At 72.3% G+C, this 21,433-nt stretch carries 23 protein-coding genes; 12 read left to right on the top strand and 11 right to left on the bottom strand.

Features of this window, described 5'->3' with window-relative positions; all coding sequences use genetic code 11:
- Nucleotides 1-6: 6 nt before the first annotated feature.
- From IPK37_19215 to trpS, 4 genes are all read right to left on the bottom strand, one after another.
- Entirely contained in the window at nucleotides 7-1,308 is a 1,302-nt protein-coding gene (locus IPK37_19215) for an FUSC family protein (GenBank protein QQS00868.1), read from the bottom strand.
- The gene (locus IPK37_19210; protein QQS00867.1) at nucleotides 1,292-1,645 is read right to left on the bottom strand and encodes a hypothetical protein; all 354 of its coding nucleotides are present in this window, start codon (nucleotides 1,643-1,645) and stop codon (nucleotides 1,292-1,294) included. The genes IPK37_19215 and IPK37_19210 overlap by 17 nt, the downstream gene beginning before the upstream one ends.
- Before the next feature lie 71 nt (nucleotides 1,646-1,716).
- Nucleotides 1,717-2,337: a hypothetical protein gene (locus tag IPK37_19205; GenBank protein QQS00866.1), complete on the bottom strand. Its 621-nt coding sequence runs from the start codon at nucleotides 2,335-2,337 to the stop codon at nucleotides 1,717-1,719.
- A complete protein-coding gene (gene trpS, locus IPK37_19200; GenBank protein QQS03021.1) occupies nucleotides 2,334-3,479 on the bottom strand; it encodes a tryptophan--tRNA ligase in 1,146 nt (381 codons plus the stop codon). Before trpS ends, IPK37_19205 begins: the two co-directional genes overlap by 4 nt.
- A 407-nt stretch (nucleotides 3,480-3,886) precedes the next feature.
- Here trpS and hisF point away from each other — a divergent pair, with 407 nt between their 5' ends.
- A complete protein-coding gene (gene hisF, locus IPK37_19195; GenBank protein QQS00865.1) occupies nucleotides 3,887-4,696 on the top strand; it encodes an imidazole glycerol phosphate synthase subunit HisF in 810 nt (269 codons plus the stop codon).
- 161 nt (nucleotides 4,697-4,857) lie between these two features.
- On the top strand, nucleotides 4,858-6,354 hold the full coding sequence (gene cbiE, locus IPK37_19190; GenBank protein ID QQS00864.1) for a precorrin-6y C5,15-methyltransferase (decarboxylating) subunit CbiE: 1,497 nt from the start codon (nucleotides 4,858-4,860) through the stop codon (nucleotides 6,352-6,354).
- A gap of 34 nt (nucleotides 6,355-6,388) precedes the next feature.
- On the opposite strand, the gene IPK37_19185 is transcribed toward cbiE, so the two are convergent.
- Nucleotides 6,389-7,339: a hypothetical protein gene (locus tag IPK37_19185; protein QQS00863.1), complete on the bottom strand. Its 951-nt coding sequence runs from the start codon at nucleotides 7,337-7,339 to the stop codon at nucleotides 6,389-6,391.
- 62 nt (nucleotides 7,340-7,401) lie between these two features.
- Complete coding sequence (locus IPK37_19180; protein ID QQS00862.1) at nucleotides 7,402-8,151, bottom strand: PIG-L family deacetylase; 750 nt, start codon at nucleotides 8,149-8,151, stop codon at nucleotides 7,402-7,404.
- Nucleotides 8,152-8,258: 107 nt separating this feature from the next.
- Here IPK37_19180 and IPK37_19175 point away from each other — a divergent pair, with 107 nt between their 5' ends.
- The gene (locus IPK37_19175; protein ID QQS00861.1) at nucleotides 8,259-9,512 is read left to right on the top strand and encodes a YihY/virulence factor BrkB family protein; all 1,254 of its coding nucleotides are present in this window, start codon (nucleotides 8,259-8,261) and stop codon (nucleotides 9,510-9,512) included.
- Nucleotides 9,513-9,521: 9 nt separating this feature from the next.
- Nucleotides 9,522-9,731, top strand: a complete 210-nt coding sequence (locus tag IPK37_19170) for a hypothetical protein (protein QQS00860.1) — start codon at nucleotides 9,522-9,524, stop codon at nucleotides 9,729-9,731.
- Nucleotides 9,732-9,846: 115 nt separating this feature from the next.
- Here IPK37_19170 and IPK37_19165 read toward each other — a convergent pair whose 3' ends face one another.
- Entirely contained in the window at nucleotides 9,847-10,443 is a 597-nt protein-coding gene (locus IPK37_19165; GenBank protein QQS00859.1) for a DUF3043 domain-containing protein, read from the bottom strand.
- Between the two features lie 90 nt (nucleotides 10,444-10,533).
- Between IPK37_19165 and IPK37_19160 the strand changes: the two genes are divergently transcribed.
- The 3 genes from IPK37_19160 to IPK37_19150 all read left to right on the top strand — a co-directional run bounded on the left by IPK37_19160 (nucleotide 10,534) and on the right by IPK37_19150 (nucleotide 13,772).
- Nucleotides 10,534-11,928, top strand: coding sequence for a dipeptidase (locus tag IPK37_19160; GenBank protein ID QQS00858.1), 1,395 nt, complete (start codon nucleotides 10,534-10,536; stop codon nucleotides 11,926-11,928).
- 88 nt (nucleotides 11,929-12,016) lie between these two features.
- On the top strand, nucleotides 12,017-13,189 hold the full coding sequence (locus IPK37_19155) for a glycerate kinase (GenBank protein QQS00857.1): 1,173 nt from the start codon (nucleotides 12,017-12,019) through the stop codon (nucleotides 13,187-13,189).
- Nucleotides 13,190-13,421: 232 nt separating this feature from the next.
- Nucleotides 13,422-13,772, top strand: a complete 351-nt coding sequence (locus tag IPK37_19150; GenBank protein ID QQS00856.1) for an iron-sulfur cluster assembly accessory protein — start codon at nucleotides 13,422-13,424, stop codon at nucleotides 13,770-13,772.
- Nucleotides 13,773-13,844: 72 nt separating this feature from the next.
- On the opposite strand, the gene IPK37_19145 is transcribed toward IPK37_19150, so the two are convergent.
- Complete coding sequence (locus IPK37_19145) at nucleotides 13,845-14,372, bottom strand: hypothetical protein (protein QQS00855.1); 528 nt, start codon at nucleotides 14,370-14,372, stop codon at nucleotides 13,845-13,847.
- A gap of 1 nt (nucleotide 14,373) precedes the next feature.
- Nucleotides 14,374-14,724, bottom strand: coding sequence for a helix-turn-helix transcriptional regulator (locus IPK37_19140; protein QQS00854.1), 351 nt, complete (start codon nucleotides 14,722-14,724; stop codon nucleotides 14,374-14,376).
- Nucleotides 14,725-14,997: 273 nt separating this feature from the next.
- On the opposite strand from IPK37_19140, the gene IPK37_19135 reads away from it, so the two are divergent.
- From IPK37_19135 to IPK37_19115, 5 genes are all read left to right on the top strand, one after another.
- A complete protein-coding gene (locus tag IPK37_19135; protein ID QQS00853.1) occupies nucleotides 14,998-15,711 on the top strand; it encodes a leucyl/phenylalanyl-tRNA--protein transferase in 714 nt (237 codons plus the stop codon).
- 196 nt (nucleotides 15,712-15,907) lie between these two features.
- Nucleotides 15,908-16,801 (top strand): cytochrome c oxidase subunit II, encoded by an 894-nt coding sequence (gene coxB / locus IPK37_19130; protein ID QQS00852.1) that lies wholly within the window; start codon nucleotides 15,908-15,910, stop codon nucleotides 16,799-16,801.
- Nucleotides 16,801-18,525: a cytochrome c oxidase subunit I gene (gene ctaD, locus IPK37_19125; GenBank protein QQS00851.1), complete on the top strand. Its 1,725-nt coding sequence runs from the start codon at nucleotides 16,801-16,803 to the stop codon at nucleotides 18,523-18,525. Before coxB ends, ctaD begins: the two co-directional genes overlap by 1 nt.
- Complete coding sequence (locus IPK37_19120; GenBank protein QQS00850.1) at nucleotides 18,522-18,935, top strand: cytochrome c oxidase subunit 4; 414 nt, start codon at nucleotides 18,522-18,524, stop codon at nucleotides 18,933-18,935. Before ctaD ends, IPK37_19120 begins: the two co-directional genes overlap by 4 nt.
- A 171-nt stretch (nucleotides 18,936-19,106) precedes the next feature.
- Nucleotides 19,107-20,345: a L,D-transpeptidase family protein gene (locus tag IPK37_19115; GenBank protein QQS00849.1), complete on the top strand. Its 1,239-nt coding sequence runs from the start codon at nucleotides 19,107-19,109 to the stop codon at nucleotides 20,343-20,345.
- Between the two features lie 31 nt (nucleotides 20,346-20,376).
- Here the strand turns inward: IPK37_19115 and IPK37_19110 are convergent, their stop codons facing one another.
- Both IPK37_19110 and IPK37_19105 read right to left on the bottom strand, forming a co-directional pair.
- Nucleotides 20,377-21,027, bottom strand: a complete 651-nt coding sequence (locus IPK37_19110) for a GNAT family N-acetyltransferase (protein ID QQS00848.1) — start codon at nucleotides 21,025-21,027, stop codon at nucleotides 20,377-20,379.
- On the bottom strand, nucleotides 21,018-21,377 hold the full coding sequence (locus tag IPK37_19105; protein ID QQS00847.1) for a metallopeptidase family protein: 360 nt from the start codon (nucleotides 21,375-21,377) through the stop codon (nucleotides 21,018-21,020). Before IPK37_19105 ends, IPK37_19110 begins: the two co-directional genes overlap by 10 nt.
- Nucleotides 21,378-21,433: the final 56 nt, after the last annotated feature.

Raw genomic sequence — 21,433 nt, 5'->3', positions numbered from 1 at the left:
CCAGGGTCAGCCCGCGGTGGCCGCCGGTTGGCTGCGCTCGCCGGGCCCGTCGGTGCGATCGTCGCGGGTGCGGTCGTCGCGGTCGCCCCTCTCGTCGCGGTCGTCTGGCTCGTCGCTGTCGCCCGGCAGCTCCGGCTCGTACTCCGTCCCGTCCACCAGCTCGAACGACTCGGGGATGCACTCCACCGACTCCTCGTACGTCATCCCCGTCACCATGAGCAGGTCCACCACCATCGACCGGATCTGGGCCCGGATCACCTCCGAGGAGAGGGAGGGGTGTTCGTCGACGTACGTCGTGCGCTCGGCCAATTCGACCAGCGCGCGCCGCGAGCTCTCCGGGAGTTCGCGCACGGCGAGCGTGCCGGCCATCTGGTCGGTGGCCTCGGCCAGCTCCTCGACCATGGCCGTGTAGGCGCCGGGCACCTGCTCCCCGGTGTGGACGGCGATGCTGGCCCGGCGGACGAGCACGCGCAGGTTGCGGATCGCCCGGTCCAACGGAACCAGGAGGTCCGCGATGACCTGCACGGCCGGCAGATCGCGGCGCCGGAACGGCGAGGTCCGCACCACCGCCAGCCCGTCGTCGGCAACGTCGCGCAGATCGTCCAGCATCCCTTCGGAGGCGCGGGCCCGTTCCATCGCCTCGTCGATGCCCTCGATGTCCCGGGCCCGCAGCGAGGCGGCGGTGTCCCGAAGGACGGCGGACATCTCGGCCACGGTCTCGGAGGCCTGCTGTCGCGGTCGCCGGACCGGGGATGCCGGGGTGATCGTGGCCGCTGCCAGCGCGACGAGGCCGCCGACGACCGCATCGATCCAGCGGGTGAAGGCCTGCCCAGGCGGCGGCACGAGGATCGCCACGACGGCGGACTGGGTGCCGGCCGTCGCCGTCATCCCCACGCTGGCGTCGAGGAGCGTCGCGGTCGACATGGCGAGGAAGACGACCACCGCCAGCTGCCAATAGCCGCTCCCTGCGTAGTGCACGAACATGTCCCCAACGAAGACGCCCACCGCGACGCCCGCGACGACCTCGGCCACCCGCTGTAGCCGCTGGCCGAAGGACTGGCCGAGCACGATCACGGCGGCGATGGCGGAGAAGAGCGGGATCTCGTGGCCCAGCAGGCCGCCGGCGACGAAATAGGCCGCCCCCGCGGTGAGCGCGCATTGCGCGATGAAGAACCCGCGCGACCGCCACCGCTTGAGGCGCGCCTCGGCCGAGTTGCGGGAGGCCTGCGTGGCGCGGCGGCGCCAGGCCCCGGTGCGCTCGAGCCAGGCGGCGTCGTACCAGCGGTCGGCGTCAGCCGTTCTGGGCATACGCCGTCTCGATCAGCGGCTCGAGGGCGAGCAGGTCCGCGTCGACATCGGTGGCGGCGACCCGGACGAGATGGCCGCCGTCGGCCGCCGCGGTCAGGCGGTCGTCGTCGGGCGCCCCCGCGGGGTAGCTCAGGACGAGGTCCAGTCCGCCGTCGTCGCGCGGCTCCACGCGCAGGAAGTCTGTACGCCGCCGCACGACGACGACCGTGCCCTCCAGCCTGGTGACGACGTCGTCGCCCTGGGCGTGGGTCATCTCCACGACCGCGTCCCGCAGCGCGGGGGCGGCACCGCCCACGGGATCGGCGGCGCTGCGCGGCATGCCCGGGTGGCCAGTCATGCGCACATTCTCCCCTGGATCGGGGGTGCGGCGGTCCCAGCCGTCGAGCCGTACGTCGGCGCGTCGCGCGGTCAGCTCCGCCGCGAAGTGCCGCTGCTCCTGGCGCGCCCAGCGCTCCCAGTGGGGACGGTAGGTTCGCCGTCACGGGCCAGGGCCCGGCGCAGGCGTACGTCGCGCGGGGCGTCGACCCAGGCCAGTGCGGAAAGGTACGGCGCCGCGGCGCGGGCACCGCTGCCGACCCCCTCGACGACGAGCCAGCCGCCGGGTGGGACCTCGTGCTCCTCGGCGTACCGGCCCGTGGGCCAGTCGTAGCGCCGGTAGGCGGACCGACGCCCCTGCGCCAGCGGGCGGAGCACGGACTCGACCAGGAGCGGCACCGCCGCGGCCAGGCCGTCCCAGCCGGGATAGAGGTCGTCGTCCATGGGCAGGACGGCGGGGCCGTCCTCGTCGCGCGCCAGGGCGACGTCCCGGATCGCCGCGCCCAAGCGCTCGGCCAGCGTGGTCTTGCCGGCGCCGCTCGGGCCGTCGATGGCCACCACGGTCGTACCGGCGAGCGGTCCGCGTCGCCGGGCCGCGGCCAGCAGCGCGACGACGGCGTCCGCGGGGTCCGCTGCCTGGTACGACCGTGGGCGGCGCGGCGCAGCGACCTTGCCCGGGTGGTCGGGGTTGCCTGGACCGGTGTCGGGGCTCACCCGTAGTTCATGGACATGGCCGCGCGAACCTCGTCGAGCGTGGCCGCCGCGACCTCGCGGGCGCGGGTGTTGCCGTCCGCGAGGACGTCGCGCAGGTGCCCCGGGTCGGCCACCAGCTCCGCCCGCCGCGCGCGGATCGGGGCCAGGTGCTCGTTGACCGCCTCGGTGACGACGGCCTTGAGCCGAGCGCCACCCCCGTCGCCGATCTCGTCGGCGAGCTGCGCCGGGTCGCGGTCGGCGAGCAGGCCGGCCATGAGCAGGAGGTTCGCGACCTCGGGGCGGTTCTCGGGGTCGTAGGTGATGTGCCGATCCGAGTCGGTGACGGCCCTCTTGAGCCGCTTGGCGGTCTCGTCGGCGGTCATGCCCAGCTCGATGGTGTTGCCGCGCGACTTCGACATCTTCGTCCCGTCGGTGCCGAGGATGTTGGCCCCGGACGACAGCAGCGCCTCCGGCGCCGGGAAGACGGGCCGGCGCTTGTCGGCGCGCCCGAACCGCTCGTCGAAGCGGCGGGCGACGACCCGGGCCTGCTCCAGGTGGGGGAGCTGGTCCTTGCCGACCGGGACGAGGTTGCCCTTGCAGAACAGGATGTCCGCGGCCTGGTGAACCGGGTAGGTGAGCAGCAGCCCGGACATGGCCCGGCCGCCAGTGGCCTCCAGCTCGGCCTTCACGGTGGGATTGCGGCGCAGCTCCGAGTCGGTGACCAGCGCGAGGAAGGGCAGCAGCAGCTGGTTGAGCTCCGGGATCGCGCTGTGCGCGAAGATCGTGGTCCGGGCGGGGTCCAGGCCGATGGCGAGGTAGTCGGTGAGCAGGGAATACACCCGGTCTCGCAGCTCGCCCACACTGTCGCGGTCGGTGATGACCTGGTAGTCGGCGATCACCACGAACGTGTCGAGTCCGAGATTCTGCAGCCGTACCCGGTTGGCCAGGGTGCCGATGTAGTGCCCCAGGTGCAGGTTGCCGGTGGGTCGGTCGCCGGTGAGCATCCGCAGCCCGCTGGGGTCCTTGGCGATCTGCTCCTCGATCTCCACGGAGCGGGCCTGGCTGCGGCGCAGGCTGGCGTCGCTGACGGAGTCGGCGAGGGCCCGGCCCTCGGCGGAGTCCTCGGCGCCGAGGCCGCCGGTGTCGCCGCCGGGCTGGCCCAGTTCGGCGGGCTCGACCGGCTTGGCGGTTTCGGCGGTGGGGTTCTCGGCGGACTGGGGGGGCCTGGTCACAATGCTCATCCTCGTTCGGTGCTCGGGGCCGTCCGCGCCCGACGTGCGTCCGCCGTCGCGCGGGCGACGGCGGGTGGGGAGCGTGCGTGTCGTCAGGGCCGTCGCGTCGACGGCCGCCAGGAGCGCACGGTGCTTCTCACGCGGCCATCGTACGCGTCCCGGCCCCTCGCCCTGGGGTGCCCGTCCCGCGCGACGTACAGTACGCGCCGATTCGTGGTGCGCACGTCGACGGCTCCGAGCATCGCTGCTGGTCAGAAGGATGACGGTCAGTTCTCCGGGGACCCTGCCGGGCGTACTGTACGTCCTGCGGGACACGGGGGTCGGGCTACGCTCGGCCTATGCCCGTCGCGACCCGAGTGATCCCCTGCCTGGACGTCGACGCCGGTCGGGTGGTCAAGGGCGTGAACTTCCAGAACCTGCGCGACGCGGGGGATCCGGTCGAGTTGGCGGCCGCGTACGACGCGCAGGGCGCCGACGAGCTGACCTTCCTCGACGTGACCGCGAGCAGCGGGGACCGCGAGACGACCTACGACATCGTCCGGCGCACCGCCGAGCAGGTCTTCATCCCGCTGACCGTGGGCGGGGGCGTCCGCACGGTGGACGACGTGGACCGGCTGCTGCGGGCGGGCGCCGACAAGGTGGGCGTGAACACCGCCGCGATCGCCCGGCCCCGCCTGGTCGCCGAGATCGCCGACCGCTTCGGCGCGCAGGTGCTCGTGCTGTCCGCCGACGTGCGGCGGTGGCGCGAGGACCCGGCGGCCGCCGGGGCGGGAAGGTCGGCGGACGGACACCCCCGGCCGGAGTCGGGATTCGAGGTCACCACCCACGGTGGGCGGCGCGGCACCGGCATCGACGCCCTGGCCTGGTGCGCGCAGGCGGCGCAGATCGGGGCGGGGGAGATCCTGCTGAACTCGATGGACGCCGACGGCACCAAGGCGGGCTTCGACCTGGAGCTGATCGCTGCGGTCCGGGCGCTGGTCGGCGTGCCAATCATCGCCAGCGGGGGCGCCGGCGCGGTCGAGCACTTCCCGCCCGCCGTCGCGGCCGGGGCGGACGCCGTGCTGGCCGCCAGCGTGTTCCACTTCGGCGACCTGACCATCGGTCAGGTCAAGGACGCGCTGCGCGCGGCGGGCCACGAGGTGCGCTGAGCCCAAGCGCTGTCCCGCGTCGGCGGGTGAGTTTGCCTGGCTGCGCGTCGGATTCGCGCGCGAGTCGGGGCAAGCCGTCGGTCCGGATCCCTCATCACGCCGGCGATCAAGCCGAATGATCTTGTCGTGGAGGGCTTTTCAGCGCGCCCGGGAAATCGCCCGTGACGCGGCGCATCGCCGAGACCTACGCCGCGGGCGGCGTGGTCGTCGTCGGCGTGGGCGCGGACGGCTGGGCCTCGCTCGGCGAGAACTCCCGGCACGCCCTGCGCCAGGCCCGCACGATCATCGGCAGCCCCCGGCAGCTCGAGCAGCTGCCCGTCTGGTTGGGGGCGCGGCGCGAGGAATGGCGCAGCCCCCGGCGCGACGACATCAGGGCCCTCGTCGAGGAGCACGTTGACGGCGGACTGGCCGTCCTCGCCTCCGGGGACCCGCTGCTCTACGGCATCGGCCGCACGCTGGTCGAGGAGCTCGGCATCGAGCGGCTGCTCTTCCTGCCCAACCTCTCCTCGGTCGCGCTGGCGTGTGCCCGGCTAGGCTGGCCGGTGGAGAGCGTGACGGTCATCAACGCGCCCGCCGGGGGGCTGGACACCCTCCCCGGTCACCTCGCGGAGGGGGCCCGGCTCATCGTGCTCTCCGCCGGGCGGGACACCCCGGCCACGGTCGCGACCCGGCTGGCCGACCAGGGGTGTGGCGACAGCGCCCTCGTCGTCCTGGGTGACCTCGGGACGGACCGTGAACAGCGGTGGGACGGTACGGCGTCGGGGTGGGACGTGGAGGTGACCTGCGGCCTCAACGTCGTGGCGGTGACCTGCCACAGCACGCCGGGCTTCGTCGCCCCAGCGGACAGCGCCGCCGGGCCACCCGCGGCCCTGTCGCCAGGGACCACGAGTGAATCTCTGCCTGACCTTGAGGCTGACGAGGCGCGGCACGTGGTCGACAGCGGTGCTGCGTTCCCCGCCGAGCCTGAGCCGCGCGTCGAGCCCCCGGAGCCCCCCGACCTCGGGCGGCCCGCGCCGGTGCCCGCCGCGGGGGCAGAGAACCGGGCGGGGCGCGTCTCCACGTACGGCGCCGCCCGGCTCGCCGAGCTGGGTCCGCTCCTCCCCGACGGATCGGGCCAGGAGCTCACCGGGTCCGCGGCCGCGCTGCTGTCGGCAGCCCTCCTCGCCGCGCTCGACCCGGCGCCCGGCGAGATGCTGTGGGAGATCGGCGGGACCGGCGCCGCGGCCCTCGCGTGGAGCATGGCCTCGCCCGGGGCGCGCGCGGCACTGATCACGCATCGCGGCGAGGTCGCCGACCGGCCGACCCCGTTCGGCGTCGCCCCGGTCCAGCGCGTCCACGGGGCGCTGCCCGCCGCCGCGGCTGGGCTCCCCACTCCGGACGCCGTACTGCTCGTGGATGCCAGCGCGGCGCCCGGCGTGATGGAGACGACCTGGCGCGCGCTGCGACTCGGGGGCCGCCTCGTCGGCGCGGCGACGACGCTGGACGAAGCGGCGCTGCTGGCGCGCTACCACCGCATCCTCGGCGGCGACCTCACCCGGCTGCAGTTGTCGGTGGGGATCAGCGAGGGGGAGGCCTCGCGGTACGGCGGCGCCACCGAACTCGTGCTCTGGGTGCGCCGCAAGGCGCCGGCGCGACGGCCGTCGCCGCGGCTGAGTTAGCCCCCCCGCCAAGGAGCCGCCACCGCCGGCGGACTCAGCGGCCCGTCAGCGCGGCCCGCACCGCCGCGGCGAACCGCTCCGGCGCGCCGGGCGCGTGCAGCCACAGGTTGGGCTCGATGAGTTCGACCTCGAGGACGACGGGTCGGGCGGACGAGGGCAGCAGGTCGATGCGCGCATAGACGGGCACCTCGTGCCGGTCCTCCAGGTGCGCCATCACCGCGTCGGCCACGCGGCGCTGGTCCGGGTCGGCCTCGATCACCTGCAGGCCGGGGTGCGGCTGGTCCTCGGTCAGCTCTCCCGCCTCGGGCTCGCGGAAGGGTGCCGCGCCCGGGGCGAGCAGCGCCGTCTTGCGGGCGGCGTGGGAGAAGCGGCCGCCGAAGTAGACCAACGACCCCTCACCCTCGACATCAACCTGAGACAGATACGGCTGGACCATGGCGACCCGGCCGCCGACATGGATCGCCGCGATCAGGTCGCCCGCCGCCGGGTCGCCGACCGGGAACCGGCCGGTGTCCCGCGCCGACGCGCTGACGGCCGGCTTGACGACGACCTCCGCGCAATCCTGCGGCCAGACCCCGACCTCTGACCGGTCCGGCGGCCAGACCCCGACCGCTGCCGCCCAGTCCGAGCCGGTGGCGGCATCCCGATCGCACCTCGGGGCGACGTACCGCGTCGGCACCACCGGCAGCCCGGCCTCCGCCAGTTCGGCCAGGTAGTGCTTGTCCGCATTCCAGGCGACGAGCTCCACCGAGTTGACGAGACGCGGCACCGCTCGGGTCCAGGCGAGGAAGTCCGCGAGCTTGTCCGGGTAGTCCCAGGTGCTCCGCAGGAGCACCGCGTCGAAGGCGGTCCAGTCGCGGGGTTCGTCCCAGACGACCCGGTGGGCGTCGATGCCCTCGGCGCGCAGGGCCGCCGGGAAGGCCGGCCCATCGGCATCCACCCCGAGGTAGTCCGCCCCCGTGGCCAGCGCCAGCCTGATGGTCATCCGCTGCTCCGTTCTACCGCCGCGCACCTGCCGTCATGCTCCTGCCGGCGCGCGTCCCCCGTTCAGAGGTCGAAGACCTCGAACGTCACGCCGTACCGGCATCCGGCCGCCGCACCCCCACCCGACAGGATCCCCTCGAGAAGGGCGCGCGGGGCGGGGTAGTCGGGGCCCAGCGCCTCAAGGTACCGGGCGTGTGCCTCCAGGCTCGCCACGGCGGCGTCCAGGTGCTCGCCCACGTCGAGGGCGTGCGTCGGCGTGGGGGAGGCGACGTAGGCGATGCGCCGCACGCCGCCCCACGGCTCCAGCTCCTCCTCGACCAGCTCGGGGAAGACCCACCGGTTGCCCGCGTCCCGGCAGGCGTCGAGCGCCGCCAGGCCGACCGCGCGGTGATCGGCCTGGTTGGTGCCCCCGCCGCCGAACCGCTCGCGGTGGGTCAGCGACACGACCAGGTCGGGACGCTCGGCGCGGATGACCCGAGCGATGTCGCGGCGCAGCGGCAGGCCGTATTCGACCACGCCGTCGCGGTGTGGGAGGAAGTGCACCCGGCTCACCCCGACCTCGGCGGCCCCGTCGCGCTCCTCCTGGGCCCGGACGGACGCCGTCTCGCTCGGGTCGATCGAGTCGATGCCCGCCTCGCCGTACGTCGCGAGCAGGTAGGCCACCTCGATCCCCGCCGCCCGCCACCGGGCGACGGCCGCCGCGGCGCCGTACTCGATATCGTCCGGGTGGGCGACGACGACGAGCACGCGGGCGAAGTCTTCGGAAAGCGGGGGGAGCGAGGGGAGCGGGGCGGGGGCGGTCGGCTGCGTCACGGCGAGGCTCCTGGAGTCGACGTCGAGGTGCGCGCACCGCCCGCGGACGGCGGTGGTCGCTGCGCGCCCAGCGTACGGCCGCCGCCGCGACCCGCGCTCGTGGCAGGATGCCGCGGGTGGAGGGCGGTGCGCACGACGGTGCGCGGGACGGTGCGCGCGGCGGCGTGATCGGGGCGATCGACGCGTTTCAGCGACGCCACGCCATCCTCGGGCTGCCCATCGGGCTGATCTACAAGTACTTCGATGACCAGGGCGCCTACCTCGCGGCCCTGATCACGTACTACGGGTTCGTGTCCCTGTTCCCCCTGCTCTTGCTGCTGTCCTCCGTGCTCGGGTTCGCGCTGGAGAACAACCCGGAGCTGCAGGCCCAGATCATGGAGTCGGCCTTTCGGCAGATCCCCGTCATCGGCGACCAGGTGCAGCGGGCCCAGCTGCGGGGGAACACGGCGGCGGTCGTCATCGGCTCGCTCGGCGCCCTCTACGGCGCCGTCGGCGTCGCGCAGGCCATGCAGAACGCGATGAACTCCGCCTGGTACGTCCCCCGCAACTCCCGACCGAACCCCGTCCTCGCGCGCGCCCGCAGCGTGGGGCTGTTGGTCCTCGTCGCGATCTTCTTGGTGGTCACGACCTTCCTGTCCCAGTGGGACGCCGCGCTGCGGGCGATCACCGGCAACGAGCAGGCGGTCGGCTACTGGACGACCTTCGCGTCGATGGGTGTCACCTGGGTGTTGTTCCAGGTGATCTCCCGGTTCGGCACGAGCTACCGGGTGACCGTGCGGCAGGCGCTGCCCGGCAGCGTCCTCGGGGTGCTGGCGTGGCAGGGGCTGCAGGGCGCGGGGACGGGGTTCGTGAGCCGGTACGTCGCCGGCGCCAGCGACACCAACGGCGTATTCGCGGTCGTCCTCGGTCTGCTGGCCTGGATCTATCTGGCCTCGGTGGCGTTCGTGCTGTGCACCGAGCTGAACGTCGTCCTGGCGCTGGGGCTCTACCCGCGGGCGCTGCTGACGCCCCTGACCGACGACGTGGACCTCACCGAGGGGGACCGGGCCGCCTACGCCGGGCTGGCGCGCGCCCAGCGGCTCAAGGGGTTCCAGACGGTGCAGGTGAGCTTCGAGTACGACGGCCAGTACCGCACCGGCCACGCCGCCCGCGAACAGGCCGAGCGGGAGGCCGAGGCGGCGCGGGCCGAGACCGAGCGCCGGGCGGAGGAGTCCCGGCTCGCCCGGGAGCGCCGGCGCGCGCTGGAACGGGCCGAGCGGCTGCGCCGGTCCGCGGCCGGCCGGGGCGGCCCCCTCGCCCGCGTGCGGGCCGGGGTGCGGCGCCGGTTCGCGCGAAAGGACGGTACGCCGGGAGCGGGCTAGGTTGGGGCCATGAGCGAGAGCTGGACGTGGACCTACCTGGACGCCGGGGGCGCCGAGGTGCCGGACGCCGGGACGACGGCGAGCTTTCCGAGCCAGGCGGAGGCCGAGGCCTACCTGGGGGAGTCGTGGCAGGACCTCGCGGAGGCCGGGGTCGGCGCCGTGACCCTGCGGCACGGCGGCGAGATCGTCTACGGGCCGATGTCCCTCGAGGGCGCCTGACGCCGCAGGCCGCGGGGCCATGCTCGACTGTGGCCCGGTGCGGTGACGCCGCCCGGTGCGGTGACGCCGCCCGGTGCGGTGACGCTCCCCGGTGCGGAGATCCCGCCCGGTGCGGTTACGCCTTGGGCTTGGTCCAGCGCTGCCCGCGCTGCACCCGCGGCAGCGGCATCCGGGTCCGCCGGAACGACATGGTCCGGCTCATCGCGTAGAAGAAGGTGCCGCCCGGGGGCTTGCCGCCGAACGTCTCGGCGTAGCGCCGCCGCAGCTGGAACCACATGACGAAGGTGTCGACGATGAACACGGCGAACGCGCCGTAGACGATCGAGACCCCGAACCTCGCCAGCGAGCTGGTGGGGTCGATGAACATGAACGGCAGCCCGATCAACATGACCGGCAGCAGGAACTCCCCGACGTTCCAGCGGGAGTCGACGAAGTCGCGCACCCACGCCCGCTCCGGGCCGCGGTCGCGTGGCAGCAGCGCCCATTCCTCCCCGCGCCGCATGGCCTCCTGCCGGCGCGCCCGATCGGCGCGCTGCGCGTCCTTGGCGTGCTGCGCCGCGGCCTTGCGGTCGAGCGGGACCAGCGGCTGCATCCGGGCGGCCTGCGCCTCGCGCCGCTTCGGGGTCGGGCGGTTCTTGGCCCCCGGCCGGCCCTCGCCGATCGCGTCCTGCTCCGGCACCGCAGCCGGCTCGTCCTTCTTGCGTCCAAACACGGACGCCACTCTAGGACACCCCCCTCCCGCGCTACGGCGCGTTGCCCCGATGCGCGGACAGCGCGCGGACGCCGGTCATAGGCTGGCCGGATGACCACCCCCGCCGCAGGAGCCGCCCGTACCTCGCCCGAATCCGGTTCGCGCCGCGACGAGCTGGCCGCCCGCGTGGCCGCCGCCATGCCCGGGGTCCGCAGCGATCTCGACGCGCTGGTGCGCATCCCGAGCGTCTCGCTGGGCAGCTTCGACGCCGCGCAGGTGCGCCGGAGCGCGGAACACGTGGCGCAGCTCCTGCGCGGCGAGGGTGTCGAGGCCGAGCTGGTGACGATCGGCGCCGGACATCCGGCGGTGCTGGGCCGACGGCCTGGCCCCGAGGGCGCCCCGCGGGTGCTGCTCTACGCCCACCACGACGTCCAGCCGCCCGGCGACCCGGCCGAGTGGGCCAGTGCGCCGTTCGAACCGACCGAGCGCGACGGGCGGCTCTTCGCTCGGGGCGCCGCCGACGACAAGGCGGGCATCATGGCCCACGTCGCCGCGCTGCGGGTATTGGGGTCGGAGCTGGGCGTCGACGTACGGTTCCTCATCGAGGGCGAGGAGGAGGTGGGCTCCGAGAGCCTGCCCGAGATCCTCGCCCAGCACGCGGAGGCCCTGGACTGCGACGCGATCGTGATCGCCGACAGCAGCAACTGGGCGGTCGGGACGCCGGCCCTGACCACCACGCTGCGGGGCAACGTCCGCGTGGTCGTGACCGTGACCGCGCTGCGCCACGGCGTCCACTCGGGGATGTTCGGGGGCGCGGCGCCGGATGCTCTCACCGCGATGTGCCGCCTACTGGCGACCCTGCACCACCCGGACGGGAGCGTGGCGGTCGAGGGCCTGATCAGCGACCCCGCGAGCGAGCTGGACTATCCCGAGGACACCTTCCGCGCCGACTCCGGGATGCCTGCCGGCGCCCCCCTCATCGGGTCGGGCAGCGTGGTCTCCCGGATCTGGTCCCAGCCCGCGATCACGGTCATCGGCGTGGACGCCCCGGCCGTGGATCAGGCCGCCAACCTGCTCCTGCCGCAGGCGCGCGCCAAGGTCTCCGCGCGGCTGGCGCCCTCCCAGGACTGGCCCGGCGCCTTCGAGGCCCTGCGGGACCACCTGCTCGCGAACGCCCCCTGGGGAACGACGGTGCAGGTCGAGCTCGAGGACCACGGCAACGGCTTCGTCGCCCCGACGCAGGGACCGTACGTCGAGGCGGCGCGCGACTCGTTCGCCGAGGCGTGGGGGACCGCCGCGGTCGACACCGGCATCGGCGGCTCGATCCCGTTCATCGCGGAGTTCGCGGAGCGCTTCCCCGCGGCGGCCATCCTCGTGACCGGCGTGGAGGACCCCGACACGCGGGCGCACGGCGCCAACGAGGGCCTGCACCTGGGCGAGTTCGAACGGGTCTGTCTCGCGGAGGCGTTGTTGCTCGACCGGATCGGCCGGCTGCCGCGCCCGTGAGGCCCGCGACGCGCGTGTCGTCCGTGCGGACGACGCCCGGGATTCGCGATGACTGCCTCTGCCGGCTCGACGATGGGAACATAACGGCATGCGAGTGCTGATCTGCCCGCAACGATTCGGCGGAACCTTGACGGCGGTGCAGGCCGCCGAGGCCATCGCCACTGGATGGCGTTCCCGGTCGCCGCACGACGACCTGGTGCTCGCCCCCATCAGCGGCGGCGGTGCGGGATTCCTCGACGTGCTGGCCAAGGCCGTGGACGGTGGCATCACCGTGGCCGCGACGGTCTCCGACCCGTTGGGCCGGGACGTGCCCGCGGCCGTCCTGCTCGTCGCCGAGGCGGGGGTGACGACGGCGTACATCGAGGCCGCCCAGGCGTGCGGGCTGCACCTCTTGGCGGGCCACGAGCGCAATCCCCTGGTAACCAGCAGTTATGGCGTGGGCCAGCTGATCCAGGTAGCCCGCGCGGAGGGCGCGACCCGCATCGTGGTCGCCGTCGGGGAGGCCGCGACCAACGACGGCGGCGCGGGCATGCTGGCGGCCCTCGGCGCCGGGCCGGATGCCGCACTGGCCCACGGCGGGGCCAAGCTGGCCGCCCTGGCCGAGGAGGATCTCGCCGACCTCGGCGCGGTCCGCGAGCGATTGGCCGGCATCGAGCTGGTCCTGGCCACCCAGGAGGAGCTGCCCCTGCTCGGGCTGCAGGGCACCTCGGCGGCGACCGCGGGGGTCCGGGGGGCGCGGGCCGAGGACGCCCAGCAGTTGGAGTTCGCGTTGGGGCGCTTCCGCGAGGTCGCGGACCGCTCCTGCCCGCCGGCCACCGACCTCATGACCGGCCTCGCCCGCCGGTTGGATCGGGAACCCGGCGCCGGAGCGGGGGGCGGCCTGGGGTACGGGCTGTTCCTCGTCGGCGCCCGCCGCCAGAGCGCCGCGGCCTGGTGCTTCGACGCCTGGGACATGCCCGCGCTGCTCTCTGCGACGGATCTGGTCGTCACCGGGGAGGGCAACCTGGACTACCGCACCCTGCGGGGCGGCGTCATCGGCGAGGTCGCCGCCCTCGCGGCCGCACGGGGCCTGCCGGTCGTCGCCCTGGCGGGCACCGTCGACGTGGGGCGCCGCGATTCGATGGCGCTGGGCCTGTCGGGGACGTACGCCGTGGCCGAGCATTCCGCCGGCGTCGTCGAGGCCATGGCCAACCCCGTGGGGACGCTCCAGTCCCGGGCGGCCCGCGTGGCGGCGACGTGGTCGCCACCGCGGCCCTGCTGACGCGGCCCTGGTGACCCTGCCCTATCGACGCAGCCCTGCGGCCGGGGCACGGGGCGGGCCTGCGTCACGAGCCTGCGGTGCGGCGCGGGCACGGGCATGGGGCCCCCGAGACGGGAGCGGTCGCGATCGCTTAGGCTGGCCTAAGCCCAGCGGGAATGGTCGCGGCCCGCGTCAGGTTGGCACCTGTGGACCTGGCGACCGCGCCACCGGACGACTGCGAAGGACGTAAGCGATGACCATTCAGAACGAGACCACCTCGCACGGTGTGCTGCTCACGGATGTGGCGGCGACCAAGGTCAAGAGCCTGCTGGAGCAGGAGGGCCGCGACGACCTGCGGCTGCGCATCGGCGTGCAGCCGGGCGGCTGCTCCGGCCTGATCTACCAGCTCTACTTCGACGAGCGCAGCCTCGACGGCGACCTCGTCCGCGACTTCGACGGTGTCGCGGTGGTTGTCGACCGGATGAGCGCCCCCTACCTCGACGGCGCCACCATCGACTTCGCCGACACGATCGAGAAGCAGGGCTTCACGATCGACAACCCCAACGCGCAGGGCTCCTGCGCCTGCGGCGACAGCTTCAGCTGAGCCGCGCCGCGCCGAAGGCCGCCGCATTCCCTGGACATCCCGGGTGCGGCGGCCTTCGCCGTCGTGGTCCGGTCAGGACGCCGTACGGCGCAGCGGCCGCCACACCCGCCCGGCCAGGGCGAGCACCACGAGGAAGACCACCAGGCTGGTCACCCAGAAGGGGCCCGTCATGGTCAGCCCGCCGCCGAATTCCCCGGCCCGCTCGTGGGCGTGTACCACGACGCCCGGCAGCAGCGTGACCGGCCCGGTGACCTCGTGCGGTACGTCGGCGGCGAAGACCCCGTCCATGAAGGCGAACGCGCTCCACAGCGCGAGCAGCCAGTAGAGCACCACCGCGACGAGCGCCCAGCTGAACCCTTGGCTCCAGGCGGGGCGGCGCGGATCGCGCACGGCGGCGGCCGATTCCCGCGCGAGTTGCTCCGGCGATCCGATAGCCGCCAGGGCCTTCGACGCGCCGCCGGCTTGGGCCGATTCGTGCAGGTTGCCGCGCAGTTCACGGCGCAACTCCCGGCGCCGCCGGCCGGCCACGCCGTACAGATCCAGCGCGAGGTCATAGCGCTGCACCGCGGACTCGATGCGCACGCTGTCGAGGACGGACATGTCAAGCCTCCTGAGGATCGGGGTGCCCCGGCTCGGGGTGGACGGCGGAAACCGCGGTGACGAACTGCGCCCAGGCGGCCTCGGAGCGCACGAGTTCGGCGTGGCCGGCGGCGGTGAGGCGGTAGTACTTGCGGGCCGGTCCGGAGTCGGAACGCCGCAGGTAGGACTCCAAATGGCCGGCGGTCTCCAGCCGGGTGAGGGCGGGGTAGACCGACCCCTCGACCAGGTCGGGGAAGCCGGCGGCGTTGAGCAGGGTGACGATCGAGTAGCCGTAGCCGTCGGCACCGGCGAGCACGCGCAACAACAACAACGACAGGACGCCCTTGAGCATCTGGGGATCGTGGCGTGCCATGTCCCGAGCGTGGCGTCGGTGCCTTGGTAAGTCAAGTACCTAGTTCGCGCCAGTACTGGATCATGTCGCCTCGCCCAGCCGCTCACGCCGTGGACTTCTACGGACCAGCCGAGCGTCGAACAGGTCGGGATCCACGTGGGGGTCCTGACGCTGAGGAACCGCACCGACGGGTTCGGCCTCCTACTCCGCCTAAGGAACCGCCCTGCACACCGGGAGGCCGTCCAGTGGGCCGCCGAGCGGTGGCCGCCCGATCAGCATCACTAGGCTGGGGCCGTGGAGCCCGTCGAGCCACCGCCGACCGTGTGGGATCTGGCGACGGTGCGGCCGACGCCGGGAGACGACCTCGTGGCGGTGGGTGCCGATCTGGAACCCGGCACGCTGCTCGCGGCGTACCGTTCCGGCCTGTTCCCGATGGGCCTCGGCGACGGCGGCGAGGGTCCGTTCGGCTGGTGGAGTCCCGACCCCCGCGGCGTCCTGGAGTTGGCGGACCTGCACGTGTCGCGGTCGCTGCGGCGGTCGTTGGCCTCGTTCGACCTGACCTGGGACACCGCCTTCGACCAGGTGGTCGCCGCGTGCGCGGACCCGCGTCGGCGCGGCCGGTGGATCACCCCCCAGATCCGCACGGCGTACCGCCTCCTCCACGACCTCGGGTGGGCGCATTCCGTCGAGGTGTGGCGGGAGGATCGGCTGGTCGGCGGGCTGTACGGCGTGGCCGTGGGCGGCCTGTTCGCGGGGGAGTCGATGTTTCACCACGCGACCGACGCCAGCAAGGCGGCCCTCGTCGGCCTGGTCGCGGTGCTCGCGGACGATGGCGACCCGCGCCGGCTGATCGACGTGCAGTGGCAGACCGACCACTTGGCGACGCTGGGCGTGAGCGAGCTGCCGCGAGCGGCCTACCTGGCCAGATTGACTGTGGCACTGGAGGTCCCACACTTACGCCGGGAGCCGGGCCCGCTGCCGCGGGGGCTGCTGGCACAGAGGCCCTGATCAGCCCCCAGCCGCTGGTCGTGTGAGAGCGCCGTCCACCGATTCTCTTGTGTCACCGCGCGGTACAGCCATCCCCGCACGAGCGGCCTAGCCTCCCCAGACCGGTAATGTTCACCTCACCAGCAACGCCGTGCCCCCAGGCGGAAGGCTCTAGGCCGCCCGGCGCGGCCCCTACCGATCTTGGGAAGGTGCACCATTGCGTCGGCAAGTTGACACCCATGGCCGCCGCGCGCGCCGGGCGGCGGGCCTCACCGCGACGTCTGTCCTCGCGTCCTTCGCGCTCGCCGGGTGCGGCAGCGAGGAGTTGTCGCGGGGCTTCCTCCCCAAGGGGGCATCGGAGGGCGCGCAGCGGGTCCAGGACCTCTGGGTCGGTGGCTGGATCGCGGCGCTGATCGTCGGCGTCCTGGTCTGGGGCCTGACGATCTGGTGCATGGTGGCCTACCGGCGCAAGAAGGACGACGTCGGGCTGCCTCCGCAGCTGCGCTACAACGTGCCCATCGAGCTGCTCTACACCGTGGTCCCCGTCATGATGATCGGGGTGCTCTTCTACTTCACCGCCCGCGACGAGGCGATCCTGCTCGACACCTCGACGAAGCCCGACTACCAGATCAACGTCGTCGGCAAGCAGTGGAGCTGGGACTTCAACTACGTCGACGCCGACGTCTACGACTCGGGCGTGCAGGGGCAGCTCACCGGCAAGGACGGTGTCGAGAAGACGCTGCCGACGCTTTACCTGGTCAAGGGCAAGCGGGTCGAGTTCGTGCTCACGGCGCGCGACGTCATCCACTCGTTCTGGATCCCCGCGTTCCAGCAGAAGCTCGACATGATCCCCGGCAAGGTCAACAAGCTCCAGATCGTGCCGACCGAGACGGGGACCTATCAGGGCAAGTGCGCCGAGCTCTGCGGGCAGTACCACGCGACGATGCTTTTCAACGTCAAGATCGTCGAGCAGAACGAATACGACCAGCACATGGCCGACCTCAAGGCCAAGGGGCAGACCGGCCAGCTGGACAACAGCCTGAGCCGTGCGAAGCTCGAGCCGGGCCAGGAGAACAAGCTGCAGTGGACGCCTGCTGAAGGGACCAAGTGATGTCGACCGTTCTCACGCCGGGGCATGTCGCCGGCACCAGAGCTGAAACGCGCCACTCCAGCAAGGGGCAGCGGTTCGTGTCGGTCATTACGACGACCGACCATAAGGTCATCGGCAACCTGTACTTCGTCACGTCGATGTTCTTCTTCCTCCTCGCCGGCATCATGGCGCTGGTCATCCGTGCGGAACTCTTCGAGCCCGGCCTGCAGGTCGTGCACAACCTCGAGCAGTTCAACCAGATGTTCACCATGCACGGCTCGATCATGCTGCTGCTCTTCGCGACGCCGCTGTTCGCGGGCTTCGCGAACGCCCTGCTGCCACTCCAGATCGGCGCCCCTGACGTCGCCTTCCCGCGGCTGAACATGCTGGCCTACTGGCTCTACCTTTTCGGTGGCCTCATGGCGACCGCGGGCTTCCTCGTGCCCGGCGGCGCGGCGTCGTTCGGTTGGTTCGCCTACGTGCCGCTGTCGACCGCGACGTTCAGCCCGAGCCTGGGTGGCGACCTGTGGATCCTCGGCTTCGGCATGACCGGCTTCGGCACGATCATGGGTGCGGTCAACTTCCTCACCACGATCGTGTGCATGCGGGCCCCGGGCATGACGATGTTCCGGCTGCCGATCTTCACCTGGACCGTGCTGGTCACCTCGATCCTCGTCCTGATGGTCTTCCCGGTCCTGACCGCGGCCTTCATGGGCCTCGCCGGCGACCGCCTCTTCGGGATGCACATCTACGACCCGCAGAACAACGGCCCGGTGCTCTATCAGCACTTGTTCTGGTTCTTCGGGCATCCAGAGGTCTACATCATCGCGTTGCCGTTCTTCGGCATCGTCAGCGAGATCTTCCCGGTCTTCTCCCGCAAGCCCGTGTTCGGTTACAAGGGCCTGATCTTCGCCACGATCGCCATCGGCGCCCTCTCGATGACCGTGTGGGCCCACCACATGTACGTCACCGGCCAGGTGCTGCTGCCCTTCTTCGGCATCATGACCATGCTCATCGCCGTGCCGACCGGCGTGAAGTTCTTCAACTGGATCGGCACGATGTGGGGCGGCTCGATCACCTTCGAGACCCCGATCGTCTGGGCCCTCGGCTTCCTCGTGACGTTCCTCTTCGGCGGCCTCACCGGCGTCGTGCTCGCGAGCCCCGCGCTCGACTTCCACCTCTCCGACAGCTACTTCGTGGTGGCGCACTTCCACTACACGGTGTTCGGCACGGTCGTCTTCGCCATGTTCGCCGGCTACTACTTCTGGTGGCCCAAGCTGACCGGCCGCATGCTCGACGAGCGGCTCGGCAAGATCCACTTCTGGATGCTGTTCCTCGGCTTCCACAGCACCTTCCTGATCCAGCACTGGCTCGGCGTGCAGGGCATGGCCCGGCGCTACGGCGACTACCTGGTCGAGGACGACTTCCTGTTGTTCAACCAGATCTCGACGTTCGGCTCGATCCTGCTGGGCCTGTCGTTCCTGCCGTTCTTCCTGAACGTCTGGAAGACCTGGAAGAAGGCGCCGATCGTGACCGTCGACGACCCGTGGGGCTACGGCGCGTCGCTGGAGTGGGCGACCTCGTGTCCTCCGCCGCGGCACAACTTCAACTCCATCCCGCGCATCCGCTCCGAGCGGCCCGCATTCGACCTGCACCACCCGGACGCGGAGGAGCTCGCGAGCCCCGCGCCCGACCAGCGGGTCGTCGACCAGCTCCAGCGTCGTGACGGAGGGAACGTGCGATGAAGGTCGAGTCCAAGCTCTTCCTGTACGGCGTGATCCCGTTCGCGCTCGTCGCCGCGGTGTACGCGTTCGCGACCAGCCGCTCCGAGCACGGCATCGAACCGGTCGGGGTCGTGTGCCTCGTCCTGCTGGCCATCATGGTCGGCATGGCGGGCTCGTACCTGGCCATCACCTCCCGCAAGCTCGACGCCCGCCCCGAGGACGACCTCGACGGCGAGATCTCCGACGCCGAGGGCGACTACGGCTTCTTCAGCCCGCACAGCTGGTGGCCGCTTCCGCTCGCGGGTGCCGCGCTGCTGGTCTTCCTCGGCCTCGCGGTCGGCTGGTGGGTCTTCCTCGTGGGCGTCGTCTTCGCGGTCATCGCCCTCCTCGGCTGGTGCTTCGAGTACTTCCGCGGGGACATCGGCATCTGAGTCTCGACGTACGAGCAGTCCTGGGGCGCCCGCCGCGACGGGCGCCTCAGGCGTTTCGCGGGGCGATGCCGCTCCGTGATGTCATCCTGAAGGCGATCGTGTGGCCATGGTGGGACGGGGGTTGAGGTGGGGGAGCGCCTGAGGCAGGCAGACGGCAGATCGGGTGTGCTCATGAGCACGCTGGTGCTCACCTTGGTCTTGTCCGCCTGTTCGGATGCGAACGGTACGCCGGGTGGTGCCGGCGGTTCGACGACGGCGACGGCCACCCCCGCTCGGATCGAGATCTCCATGCCGGACGGCTCGAAGGACGTCTCGCCGGCCAGCGTCGTCAGCGTGAAGGCGATCGACGGACAGCTTGGCGCGGTGACGATCACCAGCTCGGACGGCAAGCGAACCGTGGCGGGCAAGACCGGCGGCGACAACGTCTGGACCTCGACGGCGCGTCTCGTGCCGCGCACGACGTACAAGATCACGGCGGCCGCGACGAACGGGGCCGGCGCGACGACGGCCGCCAGCTCGACGTTCACGACGTTGACGCCGGCGACGACGGTCGACTACACCGTGACCCCCGACGGCTGGACCGTCGGCGCCGGAATGCCGATCCAGGTCAACTTCGACGAGCCGATCCCCAAGGAGTCGCGGCAGACCATCGAGTCGCAGCTGACCATCACCACCGTCCCCGCCCAGCCCGGGGGATGGGGGTGGACGAGCGACAAGACGCTGATGTATCGCCCGCAGAGCTACTGGGCCGCCGGCACCACGATCGACGTCAAGGCCCCACTCGCCGGGACGCAGGTCGGCCCCGGCGCCTACCTCATGGAGGACAACGGGGCGAAGCTGACCATCGGCACGCAGCGGATCCTGCGGGTGGACCTGGCCAAGCACACCATGACGAACACCGAGAACGGACAACTCGTCCGCACGTTCGTCATCAGCGGCGGCCGGCCCGGGGAGAGGTTCGAGACGCGGGGCGGCACCAAGGTCGTCATGGACAAGTTCGAGAAGATCATCATGGACTCCTCGACCTTCGGGATCGGCAAGATGGATCCGGAGTATTACCGCACGCCGGTCGACTACGCCATGCGAGTGACGGACAGCGGCGAGTTCCTGCATTCGGCACCCTGGTCGGTGGGCCAGCAGGGGTACGCCAACGTCTCCCATGGCTGCATCAACATGGCCCCCGGCGACGCCGTCTGGCTGTTCAACCGCATCCAGTTCGGGGACCCGGTCGAGAACACCGGCTCCAGCTTCCCCCTGCAGCCCGCCGAGGCCGGCATCCCCGTCTGGCTGTACACCTGGCCGCAATGGCAGGCGCTCTCCGCGTTGGCGGCCAAACCCACCGCGGGAGCGACCTCACCTGCGGCGACCGGCGCGCCGGCGTCGACTCCGGCGGCCGGTCAGCCCTCCTAGCAGGAGCGCCGCTCGCCGCGGACCGAGTGCGTCACGGCGTGCCGAGGTCGATCTCCACCTCGACGACGCCTCGCTCGACGCCGACGGCACGCAGCTTCCCGACCCGCCGCAGCATGGCCATCGACGCCGGGTTGTCCCGGGCCACCGACGTGCGTAGGTGCGTGACCCCGGCCGGGCGATCGGCCAGGAGCACCGGGAGGATCGCCGTGGCCAGGCCCCGTCCGTGCCAGGCGTCATCGATCGTGACGGCGATGTCGGCGGCGGTCGGGTCGGACTCAAGCCGCACCAGCCGGGCCACGCCCACGAGCCGAGTGCCGTCGTCGATCTCGCCGTCGGCGTCTCGTCCGGTGGCAGTCGCGGCGTCGGTGCGCGCGGGGGTAGCTGTCCGGGTTTCGGTGGGGCTGGCGTCGGTCGCCGGCCCGCTGAGGATGACCATCGCGACATGGTCCGCGCCATCCACGCCGTCGACCAGGTAGTCCAACATCCGGGGGGACAGGTGCTCCTCCTCGGCGAGGAAGCGGTGTCGCTTGGTGTCCGGCGACAGCGTGTCGTACCAGGTCGAGATCGGCTCTCGGTCCTGTCGTCGCAGGGGTCGCATCCACACCATGGAACCGTCCCGCAGGGACAACCGGCGCGGCTCCCCGGCCGCGGTCGACGCCTGATTCGTGTCGGTCAGTCCCACCCCAACTCCTCGAGCCGTTCGTCGTCGATGCCGAAGTGATGGGCGATCTCGTGGACGACGGTGATCGCCACCTCGTCCACCACCTCCTCCGCCGAGGCACACATCCGCAGTGTCGGGCCCCGGAAGATCGTGATGCGGTCGGGCAGCACCGGCGCCCCCACATCCCAACCGCGCTCGGTCTGGGGCACACCCTCGTACAGGCCGAGACAGTCGCCCTCCAGGTCGTCGTACGGCTCGTCCTCCACGAGGAACACGACGTTGTCCAAGAGGTCGAGGAACTCGGCCGGCACGGCGTCGAGGGCGTCGCCGACGGCCGCCTCGAACCGCTCTCGGCTCATGTCGACCGGCATGGACATAGTCTGGCGCACCGCGTGCGCGGGCGGCCACGTCGAGGCGGGCGGGAGAA

It is taken from the genome of Austwickia sp., assembly GCA_016699675.1.
GTDB lineage: Bacteria > Actinomycetota > Actinomycetes > Actinomycetales > Dermatophilaceae > Austwickia.
Note: the sequence above shows the minus strand (reverse complement) of the source record. Positions and strands in the feature narration are given on the sequence as shown.